17 protein-coding genes and 3 tRNA genes are annotated in these 23,552 nt (G+C 68.1%); 14 read left to right on the top strand and 6 right to left on the bottom strand.

The window, feature by feature from the left end:
* Positions 1–4 precede the first annotated feature (4 nt).
* Positions 5–781 carry an IucA/IucC family C-terminal-domain containing protein gene (locus tag C7C45_RS17405; protein WP_110564718.1) on the bottom strand — a complete coding sequence of 259 codons (777 nt, stop codon included), beginning with the start codon at positions 779–781 and terminating at the stop codon, positions 5–7.
* Positions 782–1,111: 330 nt separating this feature from the next.
* On the opposite strand from C7C45_RS17405, the gene C7C45_RS17400 reads away from it, so the two are divergent.
* Positions 1,112–2,641: a peptide deformylase gene (locus C7C45_RS17400; RefSeq protein WP_110564717.1), complete on the top strand. Its 1,530-nt coding sequence runs from the start codon at positions 1,112–1,114 to the stop codon at positions 2,639–2,641.
* Positions 2,642–2,710: 69 nt separating this feature from the next.
* Here C7C45_RS17400 and C7C45_RS17395 read toward each other — a convergent pair whose 3' ends face one another.
* Positions 2,711–3,826 (bottom strand): globin domain-containing protein, encoded by a 1,116-nt coding sequence (locus C7C45_RS17395; RefSeq protein WP_110564716.1) that lies wholly within the window; start codon positions 3,824–3,826, stop codon positions 2,711–2,713.
* 145 nt (positions 3,827–3,971) lie between these two features.
* On the opposite strand from C7C45_RS17395, the gene C7C45_RS17390 reads away from it, so the two are divergent.
* On the top strand, positions 3,972–4,742 hold the full coding sequence (locus C7C45_RS17390; protein WP_110564715.1) for a CPBP family intramembrane glutamic endopeptidase: 771 nt from the start codon (positions 3,972–3,974) through the stop codon (positions 4,740–4,742).
* On the opposite strand, the gene C7C45_RS17385 is transcribed toward C7C45_RS17390, so the two are convergent.
* Positions 4,703–5,401: a hypothetical protein gene (locus C7C45_RS17385; RefSeq protein WP_244200426.1), complete on the bottom strand. Its 699-nt coding sequence runs from the start codon at positions 5,399–5,401 to the stop codon at positions 4,703–4,705. The two genes, C7C45_RS17390 and C7C45_RS17385, sit on opposite strands and share 40 nt — an antisense overlap.
* 790 nt (positions 5,402–6,191) lie before the next feature.
* Here C7C45_RS17385 and C7C45_RS17380 point away from each other — a divergent pair.
* Together C7C45_RS17380 and C7C45_RS17375 are read left to right on the top strand one after the other, a co-directional pair.
* Positions 6,192–6,282 (top strand) — tRNA-Ser (locus C7C45_RS17380).
* 35 nt (positions 6,283–6,317) lie between these two features.
* Positions 6,318–6,390, top strand: a tRNA-Arg gene (locus C7C45_RS17375).
* A 283-nt stretch (positions 6,391–6,673) separates the two neighbouring features.
* On the opposite strand, the gene C7C45_RS17370 is transcribed toward C7C45_RS17375, so the two are convergent.
* Complete coding sequence (locus C7C45_RS17370; RefSeq protein ID WP_167454742.1) at positions 6,674–7,027, bottom strand: helix-turn-helix domain-containing protein; 354 nt, start codon at positions 7,025–7,027, stop codon at positions 6,674–6,676.
* Between the two features lie 177 nt (positions 7,028–7,204).
* Here C7C45_RS17370 and C7C45_RS17365 point away from each other — a divergent pair, with 177 nt between their 5' ends.
* The 9 genes from C7C45_RS17365 (at position 7,205) to ileS (ending at position 19,964) form a co-directional block, all read left to right on the top strand.
* Entirely contained in the window at positions 7,205–8,191 is a 987-nt protein-coding gene (locus tag C7C45_RS17365; RefSeq protein ID WP_110564713.1) for an AAA family ATPase, read from the top strand.
* Positions 8,192–8,484: 293 nt separating this feature from the next.
* Positions 8,485–10,755 carry a S8 family peptidase gene (locus tag C7C45_RS17360; protein WP_244200425.1) on the top strand — a complete coding sequence of 757 codons (2,271 nt, stop codon included), beginning with the start codon at positions 8,485–8,487 and terminating at the stop codon, positions 10,753–10,755.
* A 494-nt stretch (positions 10,756–11,249) separates the two neighbouring features.
* Positions 11,250–11,327: transfer RNA gene (locus C7C45_RS34115), tRNA-Ser, on the top strand.
* A gap of 297 nt (positions 11,328–11,624) precedes the next feature.
* Positions 11,625–12,107, top strand: a complete 483-nt coding sequence (locus C7C45_RS17355; protein WP_208641202.1) for a MarR family winged helix-turn-helix transcriptional regulator — start codon at positions 11,625–11,627, stop codon at positions 12,105–12,107.
* A 104-nt stretch (positions 12,108–12,211) separates the two neighbouring features.
* Entirely contained in the window at positions 12,212–13,312 is a 1,101-nt protein-coding gene (locus C7C45_RS17350; RefSeq protein ID WP_110564711.1) for an NAD(P)/FAD-dependent oxidoreductase, read from the top strand.
* A gap of 13 nt (positions 13,313–13,325) precedes the next feature.
* Complete coding sequence (locus C7C45_RS17345) at positions 13,326–14,318, top strand: aldo/keto reductase (protein ID WP_110564710.1); 993 nt, start codon at positions 13,326–13,328, stop codon at positions 14,316–14,318.
* 12 nt (positions 14,319–14,330) lie between these two features.
* Complete coding sequence (locus C7C45_RS17340; RefSeq protein ID WP_208641201.1) at positions 14,331–15,260, top strand: LLM class flavin-dependent oxidoreductase; 930 nt, start codon at positions 14,331–14,333, stop codon at positions 15,258–15,260.
* Positions 15,261–15,523: 263 nt separating this feature from the next.
* Positions 15,524–16,402, top strand: a complete 879-nt coding sequence (locus C7C45_RS17335) for a DUF1963 domain-containing protein (protein ID WP_110564708.1) — start codon at positions 15,524–15,526, stop codon at positions 16,400–16,402.
* 439 nt (positions 16,403–16,841) lie between these two features.
* The gene (gene ileS / locus C7C45_RS17325) at positions 16,842–19,964 is read left to right on the top strand and encodes an isoleucine--tRNA ligase (protein WP_110564707.1); all 3,123 of its coding nucleotides are present in this window, start codon (positions 16,842–16,844) and stop codon (positions 19,962–19,964) included.
* Positions 19,965–20,026: 62 nt separating this feature from the next.
* On the opposite strand, the gene C7C45_RS17320 is transcribed toward ileS, so the two are convergent.
* Positions 20,027–20,338 (bottom strand): hypothetical protein, encoded by a 312-nt coding sequence (locus C7C45_RS17320; RefSeq protein ID WP_146247342.1) that lies wholly within the window; start codon positions 20,336–20,338, stop codon positions 20,027–20,029.
* A 71-nt stretch (positions 20,339–20,409) separates the two neighbouring features.
* On the bottom strand, positions 20,410–23,052 hold the full coding sequence (locus C7C45_RS17315) for an ATP-binding protein (protein WP_146247341.1): 2,643 nt from the start codon (positions 23,050–23,052) through the stop codon (positions 20,410–20,412).
* 58 nt (positions 23,053–23,110) lie between these two features.
* On the opposite strand from C7C45_RS17315, the gene C7C45_RS17310 reads away from it, so the two are divergent.
* Entirely contained in the window at positions 23,111–23,440 is a 330-nt protein-coding gene (locus C7C45_RS17310; RefSeq protein WP_110564883.1) for a DUF3455 domain-containing protein, read from the top strand.
* Positions 23,441–23,552 lie beyond the last annotated feature (112 nt).

The following is a 23,552-nucleotide window of genomic DNA, read 5'->3' as shown; positions in this document are numbered from 1 at the left end:
ACAGCTAGCGGACGCAGCAGCCCTGGCAGACCTTCGGTCGGGGCAGGGTGAAGGCGAGGCAGCAGGTGCGCCGCTGCACGCTCGGCTCACCGGTCGGCCCCGGCACCAGCTCGATCAGGTCGGCCAGGTCGAGCGCGCCGAGCAGGGTGTCGATGCTCTGCACCGTCGAGCCGGGCAGCCCGTCGGCAGCCCGCAGGATGCCGTGCGCGATGCCGGAGGCGACCGAGCCGAGCAGCGTCCGGGTGCCGACCCGGACCTCCGACTGGATCGCCGTGATGAGCGGCGCCAGGTGGGCGTCGAGCAGGGCGGCGCGCAGCGCGGCCAGGAGCTCCGCCTCGTCGGCGACGACCCGCACCTCCGGCAGGCTGGCGAGCGCCAGTGGGTCGCTCGGCAGCACGGCCACGGTGGTGCCACGGCGCAGGCCCAGGGTGAACAACTGCCGGTGGTCCTCGAAGTGGATCAGCACGTCGGCCGGATCGACGAGCGGCACCCGCCGGGCGGAGGCCCAGCCGAGCACGACCGGCAGCGCGGTCCAGTAGCTGTACGACTTCCAGGCCAGCGCCGCGCAGGCGTGCGGGGTGCCGCCCCAGCGGGTGGCGGCGCCGCGCAGCAGCTCCGGCAGTCGGCTGCCGTCGATCAGGGTGGTGGCGGGTGCCCAGCCGAACTCGTCCTCGACCAGAAGGCCCCGGGCGAGCCCGGGAACGTCGTCGGTGCCGAACATGGCCCGTAGCGCCGCGGTGACGGGGGCGAGCGGGGTGGCGATGGTGTCCCGCCTGGGCATCACCGCTGTCACCTGATCGTCCCCCCATGCGCGTGGCCGAGGAGTGTGCCCCGGCGGACGACAAGCGCCGTCCTGAGCTAAGGCTAGCCTAACCAGGCCGTCCGGTCTAAGGGAAGCCTCACCTTGGTTCGATCCAGAGGTCCAGGTCACCCCGCCTCCCGGCGAAAGCAGCGGACCGTGCTCGGCGTACTACCCGGCGTCAACGGTGAGAAACGGCGGCAGCATTGGTGATCGTCGGGGACTTGTCAAGCGGTGTGTCGAAAAGGTGCCAGTTGCGTGTGCGCTCGCGTACAGAACGTGAAACTTATAGCCCCGGCCACGAGGAAGCTGATGACGACCTCACCCCTCGAACGGGCTGCCGACTCCTTCGCGGCCGAGCTCGCCCGACAACGGACCGGGCGAGGGCTGTCCAAGAAACAACTGGCCGTCCTGATGGGGTTCGACCCGTCCTACGTGAGCCACGTCGAAGGGCGCCGGCACCGCCCGACCGAAGACTTCGCCCGCCGCGCCGAGGCCGTCCTGGAGGCCGGCGGCGCGATCTGGCAGCGCTTCCGGGAGTACGACGACCTACGGCACGCCCGTGCGGGTCAGCCGCACCGCGAGCCGTACCTGCCCGGACAGTGGCTGCCGCCCGGCACCGGCCTCGTCGTGGAACGGGAACTCGCCACCCTCACCCACACCGACGACGGCTACCGCTGCGTCATCCACCGGGAGCTGTACAACGCCGGCACCGAGCCGGTCACCCGCTACCTGGTCCGGGTCGCCGTCGACCGTTACCCGAACGATCCCGGCCGCTCCAACCGGCACCATCGGGAGCACCAGCTCACCTTCGCCGAGCTGCAGTTACAGGCCCGCCGAGACGACGGCGGCGGCGACCCGGAACCGATGCACTGGCGAGCCAAACACGACCGGGACGCGTTCAAGGAGATCTGGCTGCTCTTCGAGAACGAAGAGCGGCGCTTCCCGCTCTACCCCGGCGACCGGGCCACCATCGAGTACGCGTACAGCGTCGGGCACGAGAAGTGGGGTCCCTGGTTCCAGCGGGCCGTCCGGCTACCCACCCGGCAGCTCGCCGTACGCCTCGATTTGCCGGCGGCGCTCGACCCGCAGGTCTGGGGCGAGGAGACCTCGCTCTCGGCGGAGGAGGGCCCACTGCGAACGGCCCCGCAACGCCACGACGAGGGTGACCGGGCAATCTACGACTGGCAGACCGACGACCCGCCGCTGAACGCCCGCTACCGGATGCAGTGGCGCTTCCGTGCCCGCCCGGAGACCAACCCGGACAGCGTGCCCAGCGGTGTCCGGGTCCGGCCCAGCGACCGGATGCGCGGCCTCGGCATCGTGCAACGCGGTGCCGACCTGCTGCGCCAGCGCGCCCGCCCGTTCGACCTGCCCGGAGAGGAGCAGATCGCCCGGGACGTGGTCGACCGGCTCACCAGGGCACTGACCCGGCTCGACGAGCTGCACCCGTTCAGCAAGGGGGTGGGCATTGCCGCCCCGCAACTCGGCGTCGGCCGGGCGGCGGCCGTGCTGCGGCCCCCCGACCGTTCGGCCGAACCGGTGGTGCTGCTCAACCCACGGGTGGTCGACGCCGACCCGGACACCGACGAGCAGTACGAGGGCTGCCTGTCCTTCTTCGATCACCGAGGTCTGGTGCCCCGACCGCTGCGACTGGACGTGGAACATGCCCAGTGGGACGGCAGCCGGATCATCACCTCGTTCGAGTTCGGCATGGCTCGGCTGGTCGCACACGAGATCGACCACCTGGAGGGCAAGCTCTACGTCGACCGGATGACACCCGGCGTGCCGTTGGTGCCGGTGGAGGAATACCGCGAGACCGGGCACCCCTGGCGCTACTGACCAGAGGGGGGACCGGGGCGCGTGCCCCAGGGGGCAGGGGCACGCGCCCCGGTGTGGGGGGAGGAACGTCTAGAGGTCGCCGAAGGTGTCGTAGCGGATGTTCGGCGGCGGCACCGCGTCCGCGGCCAGCACCCGCAGCGTGGACCGGACCATCCGGGCCGAGCCGGAGACGTAGCAGTCGTGCGTGGTCCACGGGCCGTACCGGGCCACCACGTCCGGGATGTCGCCCAGCTCACCGTCGAAGTCCGGGTCGTCACTGCACGCCGCGGTGACCGACAACCACGGATGTACGGCGACCAACTCCTGCAACCTGGCCAGGCCGTACAGGTCCGCCGAATGCCGGGCGCCGTAGAAGACGTGCACCCACCGGGTCCGGTTGTAGGAGGCCAACTCCTCCACCAGAGCCTTGATCGGCGCCAGGCCGACCCCGCCAGCGACGCAGAGGATGTCCCGTTCCGAGGCGCGGTCCAGGGTCATCGACCCCATCGGCGCCGCCAGGCGGAGCAACTCACCAGGCTGCACCCGACGCACCAGCGCGCCGGACACCCAGCCGGCCCCCGGGGACCGCACGTGGAACTCCAGCACGTTGTCGCCCTTCGGGGCGTTCGCCACCGAGTAGTTCCGCCACACCCGGGGGTGGTGGCGCGGAACCTCCAGGCTCACGTACTGCCCAGCCCGCCAGTTCAGCGGATGCTGCAACGCCCGGCAGGTCAGCACGGCGGTGTCCGGGCCGTGCCGCTGGTGGGTCAGCACCTCGGCGTGCCAGAAGGGCGGATTCTCGTCGTTCGCGGCCCCGGCGATCATCAGTGCGGCGATCGCCGCGTACGCCTCCCGCCACGCCTGGTCGTACTCCAGGTTCCAGCCGTCGCCGGCGGTGCTGCGCAGCGCATCCAAGAGCGCAACTCCCATCGTCGCGTAGTGCCGGTCGTCGACGTGGTACTTGCGGTGGTCGCGGCCCAGCGCCCGGAGAAACTCGTCGAAGTTCTCCGGATCATCCACGGTGTGGACCGCCGTGATGATCGCTTCCAGGAGGCGGTCGCCCTGGTCGGCCATCTGTACCGGAAAGAGTTGCCGCAGGGCGGGGTCGAGCAGGAACAGCCGGGCGTAGAAGTGGCCGCTCAGTCGAGCCCGGTCGTCTTCGACGAGGGTCCAACTCTCCTTCAGCAACCGCGCGAGGTTGTCCATGCGGCGCTCCTCCTCCAGTCGGCAGCGGATCGGGCGCCCATAGAATGTCCACGGAGAGTGTCGACTGGTCGCACAGAATGTGCGATCGGCTCATGCTGGCCGGTCAGCCGTGTCAGCGGCGCCGCCCGTCGGGCAGAGTGGTGCGGTGACCGTTGAGCTGACCCGCCCGGTGTCCCGCCGACTGCTGGGCACCGAGACGCTGCTGGTCCTCGGCCTCTCCCTCGGCCAGTCCGCGGTCTACGCGGTGGTCTCGATCATCGCGAAGCTGACCGCCGAGGGTCCGCTCTCCAAGCAGACCGCCTCGCTGAACACCTCGGCGTCGACCCGACAATGGCTGGACCTGACGTACCAGTTGCTCGGCATCGTGTTCGCGCTGCTGCCGGTACTGCTCGCCGTACACCTGCTCACCCGCGACCCCGGCGACCCCGCGCGGACCCTCGGCCTGGACGCCCGGCGGCCCGGCCAGGATCTGGCCCGCGGCGCTGGCCTGGCCGCGCTGATCGGCCTGCCCGGGCTGGCCCTGGTCTGGGTGGCGGCTCAGCTTGGCCTCAACGCCACGCTCGTGCCGGCCGCGCTGCCGGACGTCTGGTGGGCGGTCCCGGTGCTGATCCTCGCCGCCGTGCAGAACGCCGTGTTGGAGGAGGTGATCGTGGTCGGCTACCTGGTCACCCGGCTGCGTCAGCTCCAGTGGCGGCTCGCCGCGATCATCGCGGCCAGCGCGCTGCTCCGCGGCTCCTACCACCTCTACCAGGGCTTCGGCGCGTTCGTCGGCAACGCGGTGATGGGCGTCGTGTTCAGCCTCTTCTACCTGCGCACCAAGCGGGTGCTGCCGCTGGTCATCGCGCACACCCTGCTCGACGTGGTCGCCTTCGTCGGCTACGCGCTGCTGCCCCGGGAATGGTTCGACTGGCTCTGACCGGTCAGCGCCCGGCGGGGCCGGTAGGCGGCCACCGTCCGGGCCGCGAGCCGGTCGGCCGCCGCCGCGTCACCCAGCGCCGCCGCCAACACCGCCGCGCCCGGTAGTAGCCGGGCCACCAGCCGCAACGCGACCCAGCCACCGGCCTGTGCGGTGAGCGGCGCGGCCAGCCGCCAGGCTGCCTCTGCCGCCCGCGGCCAGGCCCCCTCGATCGGATCACCCGCCGTCTCTGCGGCAGCCAGGGCCGCCCGCGCGCTCGCCGGGTCCGGATGCACCTGGGTGAGCACCAACAACTCGACGGCCCGGGCGGAATCGGCCGGATCCTTGCCGTACGCCGCAGCCAGGTGCAGCACCAGGTTCGCGTGCGTCCACAGCACCGAGGCCAACTCGGCCAGCGGCGCGAAGAGACCGGCCAGCGCCGCAGTCGCCCCGCCCGCGCCCGCCGAGCGGACGAACCGCTGGGTGGCCAACCGGGCCAGGCCGTCCGCCGACGCGTCCGGGTACCGGGTCCGCAGGCGCTCGGCCCACTCGGCCGCGCCAGGCCCGAGCGACCGCACCGCAGCCAGAGCCAACAGCTCCGGCGCGAAGCCGGGGTGGTCGAGCACGCGGGCGGCGACCGCCCGCAGCTCCGATTCCTGGGTACGCCCCAGAGCCGGCACGGTCTGCGTCGTGGCGGGGGTTGCCAGTGCCACGGGTCCGGGCGCGGGCTCTCTCGGCGTCGTGCTCTTTCGAGCGGGCGTCGTCCGTTTGGTGGGGCTCGGGGCGCGCTTGCGCGGAGATGGCGCCGACGTCGCGGCCGGTGTGCTCGGGGTCACATCGGCCGACGTGGCGGCTGCCTTCCTGGCAGCGGCCTTACGAACGGGGGCGGTCCGCGCCTTCGCCGGTTGGACTGCCGTCGGGCCCGGCTGGCTGCTGCCGCTGCCCTCGGTGGCGGTCGGTGAGCCTGGCTGGTCGCGGGCCGGCGGGCCTGGTCGCTCGCCGATCCGCGGGTCTGGTTGCTCGCCGCTCGGCTGGCTGGGTTGCTCGCCGCTCGGCTGGCTTGGCTGCTCGCCGGTCGGGTCGGTCGACGGGCGGCTCGGCTGTCGGGGCAGGGGGCGGTCCGGCTCCGGTGGTTGGAAGAGCACCGCCGGGGCGGCCTTGGCCCGTCGAGGACGCTGGCTCGCCGGAACGGCTGCCGGCGGTGCCGCCGTCTCCGTGGGCTGCTCGGCGGTGGCCGGCGGCGTGAAGGTGGCTCGCGGGGAGCGACGACGCGCTCTCTCAGCAGGCTCTCGACGGGTCGACTCGCTGGGCGGCTGCTCCTGCATATCGATGGAGCGTAGTCCCGATCACGCTGCCGCACAGCGTCGAAACACGGGTGCGGGCGGCCACGGTGGGCGTACCCCGGAAGTCGTTTTGCTCCCGGCGGGTAGCGACCTGTATTCTCGGGCGCGGTGGTCTGCGGGCCACCTGGGAGACTTCGCCTAGTCTGGTCTATGGCGCCGCACTGCTAATGCGGTTGGGGTCTTAAAGCCCCTCCCGGGTTCGAATCCCGGAGTCTCCGCGCGAAAGCCGGGTGTGTAGACTGGCTGAGCACGAGCGCCCGTAGCTCAATGGATAGAGCATCTGACTACGGATCAGAAGGTTAGGGGTTCGAGTCCCTTCGGGCGCACAGGGTTTGAGCAGGTCAACGCCCCTCTGGTCATCGATAATCGTCGACTAGGGGGGCGTTTTGCGTGAGCCCATGGGCTCACGCCTGCCGCTTGGAACTACTGCACCGTTACTCTGAGTCACTGTCGCTGGCGAGGTGCATCCTGGCCGCCATCCACACGCCCCAGCCGCGACGCGCAATGGGCCTGCTCGCTCTGCCCGGCGGTTCTAAGCAACCTGCCGCCTTCGCCGCCCAGTGGCGCGGTCACCCCACCCTCCTACTTATCCCGGTGGCGCTCCGTCTATTACTTTCCCGTGGGCGTGGTTCGCGCCGGCGTCGAACTGCGCAGACCACTGCTTGAGCGTGGCCGCTGGCGATGATCGTCTTCACGGTACGGAGGCGTTGGTTCGCAGGCGTCCTGCAGGTCACCTAACCCAAGCGCCAACGCTGACGCCAGCGAGAGCACAGTGAAATAGCCGGGCTCGACCACCTGGCCTGATTCGATCTTTCTCAGTGTCGACACGGCTACTTGAGCGCGAGCGGCAAGTTGCTCCTGAGTCAGTCCTCGCTCGATGCGCGCCGAGCGAAGCCGCGCCGACAGCCGGTTCGCTTGGTCGCGGAACCGGCTGTCACCTCTTTTGCTGCGCCCTACTGGCACAGCTTCCAGGATAGTGATAAAATTTTACCGGTCAAGATTTACTACTGGCATAGGTATAGTCAGACGCCGGGGCGAGAGAAGCCGCCCCAACGTCGCCCGGTCAGCCGTTACCCGTTACGTGGGGCACGATGTATGCAGAGCCTGAGAGGGCCGTGCGGGCGAAGGGGGTGACGTCGGTTGGCAACGGCAGATCAAGTAAAAGCGCTGGTCAAGAGCCATGGCGAGGGCGATGATGCCCGCTTTTACTCGGTGGCGCTGCAAGTTGCCGCGCACGCTGCGCGAAGCGGTCAGGGCAAGTTCGCGCAAGAGATGCGCGAACTTGTAGACGGTCTCCGCACACATGCGGCCGCCGCATTTCCGAGTCGACCGGTACCGGTAGTTCGTCCGCGCGGCGAACTCGCTGACCTGCTCACCGTCGTCTACCCCGACGGCCGCCTGACAGACCTATGTCTGGAGGCAGGTGTACGCCAACGGCTAGATCGCGTCTTGCTCGAACAGCGCCAGCAGGACCGTCTCCGGGAGAAGGGTTTCCACCCGCTGCGACGACTGATGCTCGTCGGTCCGCCCGGCACTGGCAAGACGATGACTGCCAACGTGCTCGCCGGCGAGCTTCGGCTGCCGTTATTCACCATCCGTCTCGACGGCCTGATCACGAAAATGATGGGCGAGACGGCTGCGAAGTTGCGTGTCATCTTCGACGCGCTCGGGCAAACCCGCGGCGTATATCTCTTCGACGAGGTCGATGCGCTTGCCGGTGAGCGTGCAATCGGCAACGACGTCGGCGAGATGCGTCGAGTGCTCAACTCGTTCCTGCAGTTCCTCGACCAACCTGACTCGCCGAGCCTGCTTGTTGCAGCGTCGAATCACCCGCAGCTTCTCGACCGTGCCCTCTTCCGCCGGTTTGAACTGGTGGTGGATTATCCTCTACCGACACCCGACGTCGCACGCGCAGTAGTTCGCAGCCGGCTCGCGACGATGAGCCCACGGCGATGGGCCTGGGACCGCGTCGACCAAGCGGCCGCCGGGCTAAGCCACGCCGAAATCACGATCGCATGTGAGTTGGCGGCAAAGGAGGCCATCCTGTCCGGTCAGCAGCACATCACCACTGCAGCGCTGGTTGCGGCTCTGCAGGAACGTCAAAACGCCGCCCCGAGCACTTCGTAACCATGCCAGCTCGGAATCGCCCTCACCTCATCCTGCGTGCTGGCGCAATCGCTGAGCCCTACCGCCGTCCCGGGGGTGGCGGTGACGGCGAGCAGGTACCGGTACCGTCAGATCGGCAGCGACACGCGAGTCAACTGCAGGAGCAGCTTCGTCGAGCGGAGAGCACAGCCACGGAGCAACGCGCCGAGCGAGAGTATGCAGTCATAGGTGCAGTGGACGGCACGTACCTCACGTTTGAGAGCTTCCCCGGTGTCCGCTTAGCCGTGGAGTCGCTAGACTCTCGCGTCGGTCAGGTGCACCCAGAACTGGTGTCCGTTCAAGACGTCCCCACCGCCGACGGTGTGGTGGAATACGCAACGGTGTTCGTGCCCGACGGAACCCTCGGGTACTTCGTGTCCCGCCTTCAGCAGTACGCCGAGACGGCCGAGCAGGACAAGCCGAGGCACGGTAACCTCGTCGACCGAATCCGGGCGATCGGTCTAGCGACAATCGAGACGCTATGGACCGATCCGCCCGACGCGTTTCCAGAGCCGTCAGCAATGGTGTGGTGGGAAGTGTGGCTGCGGCGTCGCGACGGCAACGAGGTGGGCCGGTTCCAAGAATTCGCCCAGCGAACCGGCGTCCGACTCGGCTCCCGCACCCTCGGCTTCAGCGAGCGCACAGTCATCCTCGCGCAAGCTACGGCAGAACAGTTGGTCGGTGCGCTTGGTGTGCTAGACGACCTGGCTGAACTGCGGCGACCACACGAACTGGCACAAATCGTCGCGCTGGAGTCCGCAGTCGAGCAGGCAGAATGGGTAGATCAGCTGGCGAGGCGCATGCAGCCGGCTGACGCGGATGCGCCCTCGATTTGCGTACTCGACACCGGCGTCCACCGAGCCCATCCTCTGCTGGCGGGCTCGCTTGACCAGGCCGACTGCCACGCTTGCGACCCGACCTGGGGCCCGCATGATCACGGTGGGCACGGCACCGAGATGGCTGGGCTGGCGCTGTACGGCGATTTGGGTAAGGCACTGCTCGCTAGCGGTCAGATTCGCTTGGGCCATCGCCTTGAGTCAGTCAAACTGGCCCCGCCGCCACCAGCGTCGAATCCGCCGGAGCTGTATGGCGCCGTAACCGCTACCGCCACCAGCCTGGCGGAAATTACTGCACCACAACGGCGGCGGGCTTTTTCCCTGGCCATCACCGCGAACGACACGGACGCAGGTCCCGGGGTAAGCTCAGAGATCATGGTCGGGCAACCGACGTCGTGGTCCGCAGCCATTGACGCTCTGGCCGCTGGTCGTGCCATCGCGACGGATCAAGACGGACTTGTGTTTCTCGACGACGCCGACAGTGACGCGCACCGACTGTTTGTCGTCTCCGCTGGAAACGTCAGTTCCGCCAATTTCCAAGACGACCACCTGCAGCGTAGTGACCTCGAAGCGGTCCAGGATCCCGCACAGGCGTGGAACGCTCTCACTGTAGGTGCCTATACGCAGATGGATAGCCTGTCGGCCGCCAGTTCCCATTGGGCTGACTGGACGCCCCTCGCCGTACGTGGCGAGTTATCACCGCACTCACGCACGTCCGTTGCGTGTCACTCCACCTGGCCAGTCAAGCCGGACGTCGTGCTTGAAGGCGGCAACGTCGCCCGTTCTCCCGCCGGCACAAGCTTCGACACCCCAGAAGAGCTGCAACTGCTCACCACCAAGGCGCCACTCACGAATAGTCGGCTACTCACCGTTACCTGTGCTACCAGCGCCGCAACGGCACAGGCCTCACACCTCGCTGCCTCGATCATGGCCGACTATCCCTCGCTGTGGCCTGAGACAGTACGTGCGTTGATTGTGCACTCTGCTGAGTGGACCGACGCCATGCGCAAGCATGTCGACCAGACCACGAGCAAGGTGGACCTGCGCGCGGTCCATCGCCGCTACGGTATGGGCGTGCCCGATCTTGGCCGGGCCACCCGCAGTGCCAACGACGCGCTTACCCTGATCGCTCAGGAGACAATCCACCCGTTCCACGACGGAACGATGCGTGAGATGCATCTGCACGACCTGCCGTGGCCCGCCGACATCCTCGCCGACCTTGGCCACACTACTGTGCGAATGCGCGTCACCCTTTCGTATTTCATCGAACCCAACCCTGGCCGCCGCGGCTGGAAGCGCCGATACAGCTACGCCTCCCACATCCTGCGTTTTGACGTCCGCCGTGCTACGGAGTCAACGACCGATTTTCGTAAAAGGGTGAATGATCGCGCCCTCGACGGGGAAGAAAAACGGCCCGTCAGCGCCGCCGACACAGGCCGCTGGACTCTCGGCCCCACACTACGTACCCCCGGCTCTCTCCACGCAGACATATGGGAAGGCACGGCCGTCGATCTCGCTAACCGCGGTGTCCTCGCTGTCTATCCTGTGACAGGCTGGTGGAAAGATAGTAAGAACTGTGACCGCAGCAACCTGGGTGTCCGCTACGCCCTCGTGGTATCCATCGAGACCCCGGACCAAGATGTCGACATCTGGACACCGGTCGCCCAACAAGTAGGCGTAACCGTACCGATTGAAATTTCCTCTGCCTGATTCCGTTGACGCGACTGACATCGCCGCAGGCAGCGATGCGTGTTCATTGCTATGGGTGTCATCGTCGACCAGGCCCGGGCCACGGGCTGTTTGCTCGCTCTATTGGACTCCGGAGCAAGGCCGATGCGAGGCGTGCGGCGATTTCGAGACCGGCCGCGCTCCTACTGGGCCCGACAACTTGTGAGGCTGATCATCGCCCACCTCCCCAATACGACTTCAACGCGTCCGAAAGCGTACGGTTCAACGCGCCCGAAAGCTTCCGGCTCGCCGCGCAGCGTCATCGCCCTCGTGGGGATGGTTCGATTTTCCGTCTCTCGACATGGGCCGCCTAATTCAAATCCTCGATTCGGTGAAAGCCGCCCGTAGCGTAATGACTTGAACAGCCAAAGCCACCCGTCAAGCGAGCGTGAGCCCATGGGCTCACGTCAGGGGCCGAAAAGGTCGCCTAGCGTCACGCTCTGTCGATGGTGCTACATGCCGTATGTGAACAAATCGCGTAGCCGCAGGTCACGCCAACCGGCTTTTGCTGACTACGGATCAGAAGGTTAGGGGTTCGAGTCCCTTCGGGCGCACAACGGTTTACCAGGGAAATACCCCTCCGTCCATCGACGGAGGGGTATTTTGTCGCGCGCCCATGGGCGCGCGCCCCGGGCTGACGCTGGTTGACCGTGACGGGGAGTGGCCAGAGACAGCCGTTGGGACGCTGCCCGTCCGCCCCTGCCCGGGGATGGTGCGCCTTCCGGCCCGGACTCGATCTTCCCGTCCGCCGACGTCGACCGCCTCAGCGCGCTGATCGCGACAATTGAGGATGCACAAAGCCAGAAAGTTCGCCTCCCGAATTATAGGGCGCTCTGATGTACCCTGGCTGAGTGGGTAAGCATGATGATGGCCAGATCGGGGTTGTGGCCGCGCTGGTGCGGTCCACGTTCTTGGTGAATGCCGTGTACGCCGAGTCGGCTCAGGAGTACGGCCTGACGCCGCAGCAGGGGCAGTTGCTGTGCGTGCTGATGGCGCGGCCGTACGGCATGGGTGAATTGGGTGCGGTGCTGGGGCTGGCCAAGTCGAGCCTTACCGGCCTGGTGGACCGCAGTGTGCGCAACGGCCTGGTCCGGCGCGAACCAGACCCGCAGGATGCGCGTGCGGTGCGGGTCGCGCTCACTCCGCATGGCGACGGGCTCGCAGAGGAGTTCTATGCCGAGACCTGCCGGCGGATCGACAAGCTGCCGGTGGGACTCAGTGCCGCCGAACGTGCCACGCTCGCCGGCCTGCTCGGCCGTGTCGTGCTGGACAACGAGGTTCCGGTGGTCTTCCTGGAGCCGGACGAAGGAGCCTCCACCGCTCGCAAGAACTAGGACCGGGATCTCGTGACCCACGAGACTGGGCTTGCAGTTCGCGTCACGAACTAATATGGTTCGTGCAACGAACTGAACCCCGGTTGTATGTGGAGCGTGAAATCATGGGTCGTACTGTCGCGGTCATCGGCGGAGGTTACGGAGGGTCGGCGGTCGCCAAGGCGCTGAGCTCCGAGGCCGACGTCGTCCTCATCGATCCCCGGGACGCGTTCGTCAACTCGGCGGGATCGCTGCGGGCGCTGGCCCAGCCAGACTGGGCGCCCAACATGTTCTTCCCCTTCGACACGCTGCTCACGCGGGGCACGGTGATTCGCGACCGCGCGGTCTCGGCGGACCCGGGCGGCGTCACCTTGGCCTCAGGTCAGCGGGTCGAGGCGGACTATCTGGTCCTGGCCACCGGCTCCAGCTACGCCTATCCGGCCAAGCCCAACGCCAACTCCACCAGCACCAGCGAGGCGCTGGACGATCTGCGCCAGACCCACAAGGAACTGGTCGACGCCGAGCGGGTGCTGATCCTCGGTGCCGGGCCGGTCGGTTTGGAACTGGCCGGGGAAATCAAGGAAGTCTGGCCGGACAAGCAGGTGACGATCGTCGACCCGGCCGAGCAGCTGCTCCCCGGCTTTGAGCCGGAGATGCGCCAGGACCTGCACCGGCAGCTCGACGAACGGGGCATCCAGCTGCGGCTGGGCACCGATCTGAGGGTGCCCCCGACGACCGAGCCCGGATTGGCGGAGACCTGCACCGTCACCACCACCGGCGGTGACGAGATCACCGCCGACATCTGGTTCCGCGCCTACGGGACGAGTACCAACAGCGACTACCTCGCCGACGGCAAGCTCACGACCCGTACGCCGCACGGCCAGGTTCCCGTGACCGAATTTCTGAACGTCAAGGGGCACGACCACGTCTACGCGGTCGGCGACATCACGGATGTCGCGGAGGCCAAGATGGCCGGGTACGCGATGCAGCACGCCGAGGTGGTCGCCAAGAACATCACCGCCCGGCTGAACGGTGAGCAGCCCACGGCCACCTACCAGCCCCTGCCCTTCCCCATGATCCTGCTCCCACTCGGTCCGAACGGCGGTGTCGGACAGCTGCCCTCTCCCGAGGGCCCGTTCGTCGCCCCGACCGCGATGGTCTCCGAGTTCAAGGGCGCAGATCTGTTCACCGGCCGCTTCATCGAGCAGTTCGGCCGCACCGCCTGAAAGGTTGGAACCCGTGGAGTACGCCCACCTTGGTCGCAGCGGCCTTTCCGTTTCCCGGCTCGTACTCGGCACCATGAACTTTGGGACCGAGACCTCCGAGGCGGACAGTCACGCGATCATGAATCGTGCACATGAGCACGGCATCAACTTCATCGACACGGCCAACGTCTACGGCACCAGGCCGGGCGAGGTCGCCACCGAACAGATCATCGGCCGGTGGTTCGCCTCCGGCGGCGGCCGGCGCGAGAAGACCGTCCTGGCCACCAAGGTCTACATCCCGACGGGCGCTTGGCCCAACGAGGGTTTCCTCTCCGCGCTGAACATCCGGCGCGCGTGCGACGCGTCGCTCAAGCACCTCCAGACCGACTACATCGACCTGTACCAGATGCACCACGTCGACCGGAACACGCCGTGGGAGGAGATCTGGGAGGCGTTCAGCGTCCTTCGCCAGCAGGGCAAGGTGCTCTACTTCGGGTCATCCAACTTCGCCGGCTGGCACATTGCGCAGGCGCAGGAGGCCGCGCGGTCGCGGCACTTCCTCGGGCTGGTCAGCGAACAGTCGATGTACAGCTTGATGACGCGCTGGATCGAGTTGGAGGTGCTGCCCGCAGCGCGGCACTACGGGCTGGGCGTGATCCCGTGGGGGCCGCTGCACGGCGGTGTGCTCGGTGGCGTCCTGCGGAAGCAGAAGGAGGGCAGCGCCTCGCGCGGCAGCACGGGCCGCTCGGTCGGCGTGCTCGCCCAGCACCGCGAGACCATTGCGGCGTACGAGAAGCTGTGCGCCGACATCGGCGAGGACCCGGCCCACGTCGGACTGGCGTGGCTGCTCGCGCAGGACGGCGTGACCGGACCCATCATCGGGCCGCGGACGGTCGAGCAGCTCGACGGTTCGCTGCGCGCACTCACGATCAGGCTCGACGACTCCGTGCTGGCCCGGCTGGACGAACTGTTCCCGCCGCCCGGTCCGAACGGAGCCAAGCCCGCGCCCGAGGCGTACGCCTGGTGATCATCCCCTCGAATGAAAGGCAGAGCATTGTCTGTACAGGAACTCGTCTTCGGCTTTGGCGCGCACAGCGACATCAGCGATGGGCCGGAGCTGCTGCGCATGGCTCAACAGGCCGACGGGGACGGGCTTGATCTCTTCTCGCTGTCGGACCACCCCTACCTCGGCGGGCGCCTGGACGCGTACGCCACCGTCGGATTCATCCTCGGCCGTACGCAGCGCATCTCGGGCTTCGCCAACGTCACCAACCTGCCGACCCGGCCCGCTCCCATGCTGGCGCGGACGGTGACGTCGCTGTCGGCGCTCTCCGGCGGCCGCATCGTGCTCGGGATGGGCGCAGGCGGGCTGTGGGAGCGGATCGCCGACATGGGAGTGCCGCGGCTGTCACCGGCCGAAGCGGTGGACGCCTTCGAGGAGGCGATCGTGCTGGTCAAGATGCTGTCCGGTGGCGGTCCGCCGGTCACCTACCGGGGCCGCCACTACCAGGTGAACCAGATCGAGCCGGCCCCGGTGGCCGCGCCCCCCGTGTGGACCGGATCGGTCGGCCGGAAATCCCTGGCCGCCACCGGCCGGGTGGCCGACGGCTGGATCCCTGGCCACGCCGCGGATTGGCTCAGCGAGCGATACAAGGTGTCGCGGCCGGTCGTCGACGAGGCGGCGGCGGCCGTGGGCCGCGATCCGCGCGAGATCCGGACGGTCTTCAACTTCCCCGGACGCATCACCGACCGGCCGATGGCCGCCACCCGTGACGGCGACGGCCGCTGGATTGGCGGTTCCGTCGGCCAGTGGATCGAGGAGCTGACCGGGGCCGTACTGGAGCACGGCGCGTCCGGCTTCATGCTCTTCTCACCAGGCGGCGGCACGCCGGACATCGTCTCCCTCAGCCGCTGGGCCAGGGAGATCGCCCCGGCCGTACGCGAAGCGATCGAAAAGGAAGACGGCTAGCCGCAGGACGCGCGCTCATCGGCCATGACAGGACGTTTCGTCGGCGGCCAACCTGCCGCCCCTAGGTCGCTGGATCTGTCGCACACCAGTTGGCGGACGAGTGCCGCGGATCTGTTGTCGGATCACAGAGTGCGCCCAACAGTGGATGTGCGACGCAACTCCGCCAGGTGATGCGCGACGGGCCCCAGAGGTCCAGGGGCGGCAGGAGCCGGGCGCCGTCGGCCCCCGGTCGCCGGGCTCGCCACGTGGCACCATGGTGCGCTATGGATCATCAGGGGCAGTTTCGTCGTGCAGCGCTCGCGTTGGGCATCCCGGACGACGAGGTCAGCCGGTTCATCCAGCACCTCCGTTTGTCGATCCGGTTGAGCGGGAGATCCAGCGGTGTCCCGGTCGGGCAGTTCGGTGGGTTGCCCCGGCTGCCGTTGGGCGTGGACTGGCCGTCCGACGGCGTCAGTCCGTTGCCGTTCATCTTCTCGATCGACTGTGCGGCGCTGCCACGAGTCGACGGCTTCGGCCTGCCGGCAGACGGCTCGCTGCTGTTCTTCCTCAACCACGAGCAGGCCGCCGCCACCGGGGAGCGAAGGTACGGGCGAGTCGTGTATGTGCCGGCCGGCACCGATACCGAGGTGGCGACAGGATCCACCGACGACGCGTTCGTCGGCGAGCAGTACGACGTCAGCGCCACGCTGCGCGCCGAGTTCCCCGATTGGTTCGGGGCGGACGAGGACGAGGACGAGGACGACCTGTCGCCCTTCCAGCAGCAGTTGGCCGGTGACCTCGAGCGTGACCTGCCGCACCTGGACGAACTCTGTGCTCTGGCCAACGATCTCTGGCCGCCTGACAACGGGTACGCCAGCGCCTATATCGGCGGGTATGCCGACGGGGAGGTAATCAAGAGTTTTGCGGAGCAGACCCTCGCGTGGCGCGAGAAGATCGGCGAGATCGTCGTCCCGGTCGCGAAATGGTATTCCCAGGTGGAGAGGGAGACGCACCGGCTGACGAGTGAGTGGGTGTCGCTCGCCCGCTTTCCCGTAGACAACGAGCTCTATTACCGCAGTGACGGCGGTTTCGTGATCCGTCACGACGACCTGGCCGCTGGTCGGCTGGACGAGGCGCTTTCCATGGCTGAGTTGATCCCGTAGAACCCGAAGCAGCCGAGATACCCGAGTCTGCGGCACTCGGTTGCGAGCCGATCGAAGTCGGGCCGCATGGACAGCAGCGTCCGGTGATCCCGGACGGGGACGAGCAGTCGTGGCGTGCCGGGCGAGGCGACCACCACCCGCAGGCGACAGCATCAGGCATCGCTCTGCGACTCCCTGACGCGGGCTGCGTTAGCATCCTCGGGCGAGGCGTCGAAGGGGACGAGTACCGCCGCACGCAGCCAGAAGCGACCTGGGGTTGGTGGAAGCCCGGGGGTGTGCGCGGCGGGAAGATCACCCCGGAGCTGTCGGAAGAAAGGCCGAAGGCCGAGTAGAACCGACCGCAGTTCAAATGAGAGGGCCGTTCGCGGTCAAGGAGGGTGGTACCGCGGGGCCTCGGCCTCGTCCCTCCGCCGGAGCACCATCGGCCGACGGAGGAACCATGTACCGCGCGATACCGACACAGGTCGACCTGCCTGCTCTCGACCAGGAGATCCTGCACTTCTGGCAGGCCAACAGCGTCTTCCGGCGCAGCCTGGAGCAGTCCCATGGCCGCCCCGAGTGGGTGTTCTACGAGGGGCCGCCAACTGCCAATGGGATGCCCGGCGCCCATCACATCGAGGCGCGGGTGTTCAAGGACGTGTTCCCGCGCTACAAGACGATGAAGGGCTTCCACGTCGCCCGGAAGGCGGGCTGGGACTGTCACGGGCTCCCGGTCGAGCTCGCCGTCGAGAAGGAGCTGGGCTTTTCCGTCAAGCAGGACATCGAAAAGTTCGGCATTGCCGAGTTCAACGCTCGTTGCCGCGAGTCGGTGACCCGGCACACCGACGCGTTCGCCCAGCTCACCGAGCGAATGGGCTACTGGGTCGACATGGACGACGCCTACCGGACGATGGACCCGGAGTACATCGAGTCCGTCTGGTGGTCGTTGAAACAGATCTTCGACAAGGGGCTGCTGGTCGAGGACTTCCGGGTCGCGCCGTGGTGTCCCAAGGACGAGACGGCCCTGTCCGACCACGAGTTGGCCCAGGGGTACGAGACGGTCGTCGACCCGTCGGTGTATGTCCGCTTCCCGCTCACCTCCGGCCCATTGGCCGGACGGGCGTCGCTGCTGGTCTGGACCACCACGCCGTGGACCTTGCCGTCGAACGTCGCGGTGGCCGTCCACCCCGATGTGACGTACGTGGTGGCGACGGACGGCAACGAGCAGGTCGTCGTCGCCGAACCGCTGTTGGCGCAGGCGCTCGGCGATGGTTGGGAGCTGACCGGGGAATCGTTCACGGGCAAGGCGCTCGAGCGGTGGGGCTACCAAGCCCCATTCGACCTGCTCGACGTCAGCGACGCGCACATCGTCATCCTCGCGCCGTTCGTCACCACCGACAGCGGGACCGGACTGGTCCACCAGGCGCCGGCCTTCGGTGCGGACGACCTCGCCAGCTGTCGCGCGTACGGCCTGCCGATGGTGAACCCGGTGCAGCCCAACGGCCGCTTCCTCCCGGAGCTCTCCCTCGTTGGTGGCCTCTTCTTCAAGGAGGCGAACCGCCCTCTGGTGGAGGATCTGACCGCCCGTGGGCTGCTCTTCCGTCACACCGCGTACGAGCACAGCTACCCGCACTGCTGGCGCTGCCACACCGCGCTGATCTACTACGCGCAGCCCTCCTGGTACGTCCGGACCACCGCGGTACGCGACGCTCTATTGCGCGAGAACGAGCGCACCAACTGGCAACCCGCCACGGTGAAGCACGGTCGGTACGGCGACTGGCTGAACAACAACGTCGACTGGGCGCTCTCCCGGCGGCGCTACTGGGGCACCCCACTGCCGATCTGGCGTTGCGAGAACGGGCACCTGACCTGCGTGGGCTCGCTGACCGAGTTGAGCGAACTGACCGGCGAAGACCTGAGCGGCCTCGACCCGCACCGCCCGTTCATCGACGAGGTGGCGTTCGCCTGTCACTGCGGTGCGACGGCAAGCCGGGTGCCGGACGTGATCGACGCTTGGTACGACTCCGGTTCCATGCCCTTCGCGCAGTTCGGCTATCCGCACCGCAACCAGGAACTGTTTGCCGAACGCTATCCGGCTCAGTTCATCTCGGAGGCCATCGACCAAACGCGCGGCTGGTTCTACACCCTGATGGCGATCGGCACGCTGGTCTTCGACCGCTCGCCTTACGAGAACGTGGTCTGTCTGGGCCACATTCTGGCCGAGGACGGTCGGAAGATGTCCAAGCACCTGGGCAACATCCTGGAACCGATCCCGCTGATGGACCAGCACGGCGCGGACGCCGTCCGCTGGTTCATGGCTGCTGTCGGCTCGCCGTGGGCGGCCCGCCGGGTGGGGCACAGCGCGCTTCAAGAGGTGGTCCGCAAGGTCCTGATGACCTACTGGAACACCGTCGCTTTCCAAACCCTGTACGGCCGGACCGCAGGCTGGTCGCCGTCCGGCGACGACCCGGCGCCGGCGGAGCGGCCGGTTCTCGACCGGTGGGTGCTCTCCGAGCTGAACATGCTTGTGCAGCAGGTCGATGCCGCGATGGCCGCGTTCGACACCCACCAGGCCGGGCGGCTGCTGGCGGCGTTCGTCGACGACCTGTCGAACTGGTACGTCCGACGTAGCCGGAGGCGCTTCTGGCGGGGCGACCGGGCGGCGCTCGCCACCCTGCACGAGGCGCTCTCCACGCTCACCTTGCTGCTGGCGCCGCTCACCCCGTTCATCGCCGAGCGGGTCTGGCAGGACCTGGTCGTCGCGGTGGACCCGGAGGCCGCGCAGTCGGTGCACCTGGCCGCGTACCCGTCCGCCGACGAGTCGCTGATCGAACCCGCGCTGTCCGGTCAGATGGCGCTCACCCGGCGGTTGGTCGAGCTGGGCCGAGCGGCGCGGGCGGATTCCGGCGTGAAGGTACGTCAGCCGCTGCGGCGGGCACTGGTCTCGGCCAGCGGCTTCGGGGAACTTCCCGCCGACCTGCTGGCCGAGATCGCGGCCGAGCTGAACGTCGGCTCGGTCGGCGCGGTTGGCGACACGAGCGGTTCGCTGGTGGACACCACGGTGAAGGCCAACTTCCGTACCCTGGGAAAGCGGTTCGGGAAGACCGTGCAGCAGGTGGCGTCGGCCATCGCGGCGGCCGACGCCGCCGCGCTGAAGGACTCGCTCAGGGAATCGGGTGCGGCGACCGTCCTGGTGGGCGGCGAGCCGGTGCTGTTGGGCCCGGACGAGGTCGTTGTCGTCGAGACGCCCCGCGAGGGCTGGACGGTCGCCAGCGACGCCGGCGCGACCCTGGCGCTGGACCTGCACCTCACGCCCGAGTTGCGCAGGGCCGGCGTCGCGCGCGACGCGATCCGGCAGATCCAGGAGGCCCGGAAGTCCAGCGGGCTGGAGGTCACCGACCGGGTCGTGCTGCGGTACGTCCCCACGCGGGAGGACACCGCGCTCGCCCTGGTCGAGCACCGGAACGTGGTCGCGGAGGAGGTGCTCGCCGCCGACTGCGCGGAGGGTGAGCCGTCCTGGCCGGACCCCGAGCCGTTCAACGATGATTCGCTCGGTCTGACCTTCTGGCTCCGCCGGGCCTGACGCACCAGCGCCCCGGGCCGCAAGTCCGGTCCGGGGCGCTTTCCGCGGTGGCGGTCCTGGCGTTATGAATAGGCCCGCCCCGGCCCGAGCTCCGGGCTGGCCTGACGACGTCCGAACAGCGCCCGCGCCATGGGGGCGATGAAGACTGCTGATGCGACGGTCAGCACCAGGGCTACGGGAGTGATGTGCCCCGACCTCGCGAGCCGACTCGCCAGGATCGCACCCAGGCCGAGGAGCGCCGCCCAGACGGTGGCGGTGAGGGCCTCGATCGGCAGGTACTCGACACGTGATCCGTGCGCGAACAGCACCAGGAACAGCTCTGCGGGAATCCACAGCAGGCTGGGCCATCTGACCATCGGCCAGCTTGAATTCATTCCGCGAGGCTACTGGGAAGCCACCCGTGGGAGCCACCGGCACACTGAGAAATCCCAGGGCCAGATGCGGCTCAGATGCTCAAGTATCGATGTCGGCCGTTTGTGGGTAGGCGAGCAGGTGGTGGAGCCGCCTTGGCAATGGCACCGAGGCGGGCGGAGATCGCGTTGGCCTCTTCGAGTGCTCGTCGGGCGGCCGGCGAATCGGTGCGTGCGTAGGCGTGGCTGAGGCTTGCCAGCGCCGCGGCATGCATGGAATGCCAACCACGTGTCCTCCACAGCGCGACGGACTCCTCAAGGTGCTCGATCGCGTCTGCGGGGCGATCCTCCGCCAACTCGATCTCGCCCAGCACCATGAGCGCTTCGGCCAGATGGTGGGCCATGTTGTACTCGCGGCTGAGTATCACCGCTGCTTCGACCGTCGCCCGTGCGGTAGAGGCGCCACGTCGCTTTTCCAGGCGGGCCAACGCGATGAGCGTGAACACGTGGGTGTAGGTGTCGCCGTGGCGTAGGGCGATGCTCATCGACTCGTACAGCATCTGTTGGCTGCGCGCGAAGTCACCGAGGTCGGCGTGGGCGATGCCGGCGAACTGCAGCACGGTCGCGACCCAACGCGGGTTGTTCAGTGCGCGTGCCTCGTCCAACATTTCGATGAGTGACGCGGCGTCGGCGAAGCGCCCCTGTTCGTAACTGACGATTGACAGCGCGAGCCGAGCCCGGATACGACCGCCTCGGTGATCCGACCGATCGGCGAGTTGCAGAGCCTGAGTGGCATAGGCGGCCGCCGCGGAGTGGTCGCCGGCTGCGGCGAGTGCCCACGCGCACATCACGGCGGCGTCGGACATGCCCGGTTCGTGTCGAAGCTTGGTGAACATGGCCAGTAACCGCTGCGCTTCGTCGTGGTGACGGGACATGGCGTCGCCGGAGGGCCGATCGTCGATCCACGTCGTCACATCGATGAGCCCGCGCAGCATGACGGCCTCACCAAGACGGTTGCCGGCGGCTCTGCAGACGGAGAGGACCGCGGTGTTGATGTCGGCCCAGTCGCGGTACATGCCGCGCACGTCGAAGTATTTCTCCATGCATCCGGCCAGGTCGAAGGCCAGGTCGTCATAACCGAGTACGCAGGCCTGCCGGACTGCCGAGAGCAGCGTCGCCTTCTCGGCGTCGAACCATCGCGCCGGGTCAGGATCCGACAGGTACGGATGGGACCAGTCCATCCGCGGACGCGTGGCAGGCCCGCTGATCGCCGCGTAACAGGGCCCCGGCATGTACCTGGCCATCCGCTCGGCGACGGCGAGCCAGCCCCCGAGTCCTCGGCACAGGGCGTCCGCTGTCGCCTCCGGAGTTTCCTCCAGGGTGGCGTGTTCTCTGGCGAACAGCCGCACCAGGTCGTGAAACCGGTAGCGGTGCTGGCCGCAGACATCGGTGCCGACGGCGGTGAGTAGTTGCGCATCCACCAGTGCTTCGGCGTGCGCCATGCCGTCGTCGAGCGTGGTCCCGAGCACGACCGCGGCGAACCAAACCGGGAAGTCCGGCAGGTCGAAGACGCTCAGTAGGAGGAGAAGTCGACGTGTTTTCGGCTCGAGCGCCTGGTAGCTGAGTGTGAGTGAAGGGCGGACGGCCAGGTCACCAGCCGTGAGATGGTCCAGGCGTCGGCGTTCGTCGCCGAGCATCGTCGCCAGTTGTCCGAGTCGCCATGTTGGTCGCCCGGCCAGGCGGGCGCCGGCCACCCGTAGCGCGAGCGGTAGGCCGCCACACAGGTTGACGATCTGTGTCGCCTCGTGGTGCTCGGCCCTGACCCGGTCGGCGCCGGCGACACTGGCCAGCAGCCGCAGCGCGGTGTCGGTGGGAAACACGTCCAGGTCGAGGCGGCGGGCTCCCTCGATGCCCGTCAGACGCGACCGGCTGGTAATCAACACCGCGCACGTCGCCGTTGCCGGAAGGATGGGTCTGACCTGCGCCTCGCTGGCAACGTCGTCCAGCAGCAGCAGCACCCGACGATCGGCGAGGTGGGTGCGGAAGAGTTCGGCACGCTCGGTCTCGTCGGCCGGAATCATCCGGCTGTCCAGGCCCAGGGCGCGCAGGAACCTCGCCAGGACGTCGCTGGAGGGCAGCGGTGACGATTCGGCTCCCCGCAGGTTCACGTACAGCCGGCCGTGCGGGTACGCGACGGCCAGCCGATGTGCGACATGCACGGCGAGGGTCGTCTTGCCGACGCCGCCCATACCGCTGATGACCGCGATGGGTGTCGCATTGTGGTGCCGGTTGCCGTGCTCCAGGCCGGTCAGGTGCTGGTACAGCGTCGTCACGTGCTCTTCTCGGCCGGTGAAGTCGGCGATGTCCGTGGGCAGCATGGCGGGCACGAGGTTGCGGGCAGGCGCCTGCCACGGGCCTTCCGGCAATGCCGGGGGTGCGGCGTCACCGACGGTGCTGGTGGAGGCGAGGGCGTCACGTACGGCCACCCAGCGCGCGGCGGCGGTGGCGTCGAGCCCGCACGCCCGGACGAACGTCGAGACCAGCTCGCTTCTGGGCAGGCTGGAACGGCTGAGCATGGTCGCCGTGGTGCTCGCGGGCATGCTGTCACCGGCAGCCTCGGCATGCCGCGCGAGTTGTCGGTAGGTCTGCGTCGACCAGGCTCTCAGCCGGCGCAGGGCGGCGAGGAACTCCGCGGTGCTACGGGCCTCGTCCGGATTCGGTGGCGGGACTACCGGCACGGCCACGACACCATCGACCTCCGGTCGAGGTACGCCACCACCAGACCGTCCGGTGTGGATGGCGATTGAAGCTGATCGGCGCAGTCTCGGATGCCTCGAATCATTGTGCTTCCCCCGTCGGTGCTGCGATTGCTACACCATCATCATTACCCATGTCCCAAAGGTCGCACTGATCACGAAGATCGATGGCGGATGGTTGGCGGGGGCGATTCCCGAGCTGCTGCTGACGGTGGACAGCCGCACCGGCACCGGCATTCTCAGCAATGTCGCGTACGCCAGTCGCCTGCTGACCTCGGGTGGCGTCGCTCCGGTCGGCGCGTGCACCGACGGTGCGACGGCTGCCGTGCCGTACGGCGCGGTCTACGCCTTCTGGGCCGCGAAGCGGTAACAGCCTCGTCCCCGGTGCCCGCCGGGTTTTCGACGGGCACCGGACGATGGTCATGGGCAGTCGTCGATGTTAGCGTCAACGAATCGTGGTCCTCAAGTGCCCGGCGGAGTCC

Origin of the sequence: Micromonospora arborensis (assembly GCF_003205615.1) — a bacterium.
Classification (GTDB): Bacteria; Actinomycetota; Actinomycetes; order Mycobacteriales; family Micromonosporaceae; genus Micromonospora; species Micromonospora arborensis.
This window is presented reverse-complemented; position numbering and strand designations above follow the sequence as displayed.